Genomic DNA, 4224 nt, shown 5'->3' with positions numbered 1-4224 from the left:
GACTTCGCCGGCGGCAGTTACGCCTTCACTAAACAACTCACCGGCAGTTACTACTACAGCGCGCTGGATGACCTTTACACAAAACACTCTGCCACCGTTCAACATACCTACCCGATCGCCGAGAACCAAAGCCTGAAAAGCGAACTGCGTTACGCGCGCGCGACCGACAACGGCAACACCAACATCGACAACACCGCGTTGGGCGCGCTATTCAGTTATTCATTGGGGTCGCATAAATGGACCGGCGCTTATCAAACCATGTCAGGCAATACGGGATACGCATCCCTGAGAGGAAGCTTTTCGTCGCTGGTGAATTTTTTCCAATACAGCGACTTCGCCAATAAAGATGAAAACTCCTGGCAAGCTCGCTACGACTATGACTTCACCGCACTCGGCGCGCCTGGCCTTTCGCTGTTTACTCGCTATGCATCGGGCAGCAACGTCGACCGCGGCCCAGGGCGCTCGGACGGCCACGAATGGGAACGCGATATCGACGTGACGTATGCGTTCCAGAACCCGACGCTGAAAAACGTGAAGGTACGTTTGCGCAACGCAATGGTGCGTTCCAACTTTGAACGCAATGTCGACGAAACGCGCTTGATCGTCAGTTATGAGCGGCCACTGTGGTAACGCGTAGCCTGTAAAAAACGAGAGCCCACCCACGCGGGCTCTCGCAAATTCGCCTACGCGGGCTTGCGATAGCTGTTGATGATCGCCGAGAAGTCCTTGCCACCTTCCCCGCGCTGGCTCATCGATTGATACAACTGTTGAGCCACGGCGCCGAGGATCACCGGCTGCTTGGCCTGGCGCGCGGCCTCAGTGGCCAAGCCCAGGTCTTTGAGCATCAGGTCGGCGCCGAAACCGCCGGTATAACCCCGCGACGACGGCGCGGTGTCGATCACACCGGGCCACGGGTTGTAAGTGTCCGAACTCCAGCAACGCCCGGTGGAGCTGTTGATGATGCCAGCCAGCACGCGGGTGTCGATGCCCAGCGCGTCGCCCAACGCCATGGCTTCACTGACGCCGACCATGCTGATGCCGAGCAACAGGTTGTTGCAGATCTTGGCGATTTGCCCGGTGCCGACGTCACCGCAATGCACGATGTTGCGGCCCATCTGCGCCAACACCGGTTGCAAGGTGGCGAACAGTTCCGGGGGTGCGCCGACCATAAACGTCAGCGTGCCGGCACTGGCGCCGCCGGTGCCACCGGACACCGGCGCATCGGCCATTACCACGCCTTGTTTGGCGGCGGCAGCGGCCACATCGCGCGCGGTTTGCGGGTCGATGGTGCTGCAATCCACCGCCGGTACGCCTTCGCTGATACCAGCCAAAACGCCGTCGTCATTCAGCCACACACTGCGCACATGCGCAGCGGCTGGCAGCATCGTAATGACCAGCTCAGCACCGTGCGCCGCATCACGCGGCGAGTCGCTGATGCGGCCACCCAGTTCGGCCAGCTCTTTGAGTACCGCCTGGTTGAGGTCGAACAGGCTAAGCGCGTGGCCGGCCTTGATCAGGTTGCGGGCCATGGGCGCGCCCATGTTGCCCAAACCGATAAATGCAATTTTCATGGTCGTCTCCCGAACTCAGCGCAGGTTGATGGTGGTGTTGACGCCATCGTTGACCGTGTCGTCGTCAAACCAGCGGCTGGTGACGGTTTTGGTCTGGGTGTAAAACTGCACCACTTGCTTGCCGTACGGGCCGAGGTCGCCGAGCTTGGAGCCACGCGAACCGGTGAAACTGAAGAACGGCACCGGCACCGGGATCGGGATGTTAATGCCGACCTGGCCCACGTCAATTTCGCTCTGGAACTTACGCGCCGCCGCGCCGCTCTGGGTGAACAAACCGGTGCCGTTGCCGAACGGGTTAGCGTTGACCAGCGCGATGGCCTCATCGAGCGTCGCGACTTCGAGCACCACCAGCACCGGGCCGAAAATTTCCTGGGTGTAGATCTGCATATCCGTGGTCACGCCCGAGAACAGCGTCGGGCCGACGAAGTTGCCTTGCTCAAAACCCGGCACCGTGATGTCGCGGCCGTCCAGCTCCAGCGTGGCGCCTTCTTTCACGCCGCTTTCGATCAACTCCAAAATGCGTGCCTTGGCGCGCCTGGAAATCACCGGGCCAACATCGGTGCCCGCTTCGCTGCCGGCATTCACGGTGAGCTTTTGCGCCAGCGCCTTAAGGTCCGGCAGCCACTGCTTGGCCGCGCCGACCAGCACCACCACCGAGGTCGCCATGCAACGCTGGCCCGCCGCGCCAAAACCGGCACCGACCAGCGCATTCAGCGTGTGTTCGCGGTTAGCGTCGGGCAGCACCACGGCGTGGTTCTTCGCGCCCATCATCGCCTGCACGCGCTTGCCGTGTTTGCCCGCCAAGTCGTAAACATGCGTGCCCACAGCAGTCGAGCCGACGAAAGACACGGCCTTGATGTCTTTGTGCGTGCACAGCGCATCCACCACGTCTTTGCCGCCGTGCACCACGTTCAACACGCCAGGCGGCACACCGGCTTCCAGCGCCAGCTCCACCAGCAGCACGGTCGACAGCGGGTCTTGCTCGGACGGTTTAAGAACGAAGGTGTTGCCGCAGGCGATGGCCATCGGGAACATCCACAGCGGGATCATCGCCGGGAAGTTGAATGGGGTAATGCCCGCGCACACGCCGATGGGTTGGCGCAGGGTGTAGGTGTCGACGCCACCGGCGACGTTTTCAGCAAATTCGCCCATCTGCAACGTGCCGATGGAACAGGCATGTTCCACCACTTCCAAGCCACGAAAAATGTCGCCTTCGGCATCGGCAATGGTCTTGCCCTGCTCGGCGCTGAGGACCACGGCGATACGCTTGGAGTGTTCGCGAATCAACGCTTGCAGCTTGAGCATGATGCGCATGCGCGCACCGATTGGCGTCAGCTTCCAGGTCTGGAAGGCGCGGTGGGCAGCGTCGATGGCGGCATTCACTTCATCGGCCGTGGCAAACGGCACCTTGGCCAGCACTTGCTGGGTGGCCGGGTTGACGACGTCTTGCCAGTGAGTGCTCTTGGACTCGAGCCATTCACCGTTGATCAGCAGCTTGACCTGTTGCACGGCAATGTCGGCAGATGCGTTCATGAGGGTCTCCAAATCTTATAGTTATGCAGAGACAAGGCGCGTAAACCGCCTTGGGAATGAGGCGTTCGGACTGTTTTTGGAGTATAGATGTGCAAACTTCTAATAAGAACGCACATAAAAGCCGGTCCTATATGCAAAAAAACATCACGTCCTTGGGCTCCCTGAACTGGGATGACCTGAAGTTTTTTCTCGAAGTGGCGCGCACCCGCAAAGCCAGCGTCGCCGCCAAGCGCCTGGCGGTGGACTACACCACCGTGTCGCGGCGCATCAGTTCCCTGGAAGTATCACTCGGCACCTTGCTGTTCGAAAAATCGCGGACCAACGGTTTTGTCTTAACCGCCGAGGGCCAACGTTTGTTGGGTTACGCGGAGTCCATCGAAAGCACCTTGCACATGGCCTGCGAGCAAGTCTCCGGCTCCGGCGTAGCGCTCTCCGGCCATGTGCGCATGGGCTGTACCGAAGGCTTCGGCAGCTTTTTCATCACGCCGCAGTTGAGCCATTTCGTCGACACCTACCCGGCCATCTCGGTCGACATCCTGCCGCTGCCGCACTTCATCAGCCTGTCCAAGCGCGAAGCCGACATCGTTATCGCCCTGGAACGCCCGGAACACGGGCCTTACGTGTGCTGCAAATTGTGCGACTACACATTACAGCTCTACGCGACCCAGGATTACCTCGACCAACACCCGCCCATCCAACGCCCTGCCGATTTGGCCGAGCATCCGTTTATCAGCTACGTGGATGATTTAGCCTTCAGTTCGGAGCTGTTGTACCTGGCGAACGTGGTGCCCGGCGCCAGCGCAAGTTTGCGCAGCACCAGTGTGATCGCGCAGTACGTCGCGGCGCAGCAAGGTCGGTCGATGGCGATATTGCCGTGCTTTTTGGCGGCGCAGGATGCGCGGTTGTTGCCGGTGTTGGGGGAGCAGATTGCGATTACGCGGCAATTTTGGATGTATTGCCGGGAGGATCTGCGCAAGTTGAAGCGGATCACGTTGTTGTGGGATTACATCCGGGAGGTGACGGAGCAGAACGCGGGGTTGCTGATGGGGGAAACGCGCGAGATGCGGTTTGCGGATTAAAGGGCCATCAACGACGTTTCGCTTTAACTTGCAGGACGTTT

Annotated in this window: 4 protein-coding genes; 2 read left to right on the top strand and 2 right to left on the bottom strand. The window is 60.2% G+C overall.

Annotated features, from left to right (window positions below; translation table 11 throughout):
- The coding region (locus F0169_RS27145; RefSeq protein ID WP_152748147.1) for an OprD family outer membrane porin at positions 1 to 630 on the top strand (630 nt) is incomplete at its 5' end.
- Positions 631 to 683: 53 nt separating this feature from the next.
- Here the strand turns inward: F0169_RS27145 and mmsB are convergent.
- Together mmsB and F0169_RS27135 are read right to left on the bottom strand one after the other, a co-directional pair.
- On the bottom strand, positions 684 to 1571 hold the full coding sequence (gene mmsB, locus F0169_RS27140; protein WP_152748146.1) for a 3-hydroxyisobutyrate dehydrogenase: 888 nt from the start codon (positions 1569 to 1571) through the stop codon (positions 684 to 686).
- 15 nt (positions 1572 to 1586) lie between these two features.
- Positions 1587 to 3104 (bottom strand): CoA-acylating methylmalonate-semialdehyde dehydrogenase, encoded by a 1518-nt coding sequence (locus F0169_RS27135; protein WP_152748145.1) that lies wholly within the window; start codon positions 3102 to 3104, stop codon positions 1587 to 1589.
- A 131-nt stretch (positions 3105 to 3235) separates the two neighbouring features.
- Here F0169_RS27135 and F0169_RS27130 point away from each other — a divergent pair, with 131 nt between their 5' ends.
- Positions 3236 to 4183 (top strand): LysR family transcriptional regulator, encoded by a 948-nt coding sequence (locus F0169_RS27130; protein WP_099235574.1) that lies wholly within the window; start codon positions 3236 to 3238, stop codon positions 4181 to 4183.
- The last annotated feature ends 41 nt before the right edge of the window (positions 4184 to 4224 follow it).

Source organism: Pseudomonas kitaguniensis, assembly GCF_009296165.1.
GTDB lineage: Bacteria > Pseudomonadota > Gammaproteobacteria > Pseudomonadales > Pseudomonadaceae > Aquipseudomonas > Aquipseudomonas kitaguniensis.
Note: the sequence above shows the minus strand (reverse complement) of the source record. Positions and strands in the feature narration are given on the sequence as shown.

Bases quoted from the DNA above. Each gene is read 5' to 3' on its own strand.
- F0169_RS27130 (WP_099235574.1), top strand. From the start codon at position 3,236: ATGCAAAAAAACATCACGTCCTTGGGCTCCCTGAACTGGGATGACCTG.
- mmsB (WP_152748146.1), bottom strand. From the start codon at position 1,571: ATGAAAATTGCATTTATCGGTTTGGGCAACATGGGCGCGCCCATGGCC.
- F0169_RS27135 (WP_152748145.1), bottom strand. From the start codon at position 3,104: ATGAACGCATCTGCCGACATTGCCGTGCAACAGGTCAAGCTGCTGATC.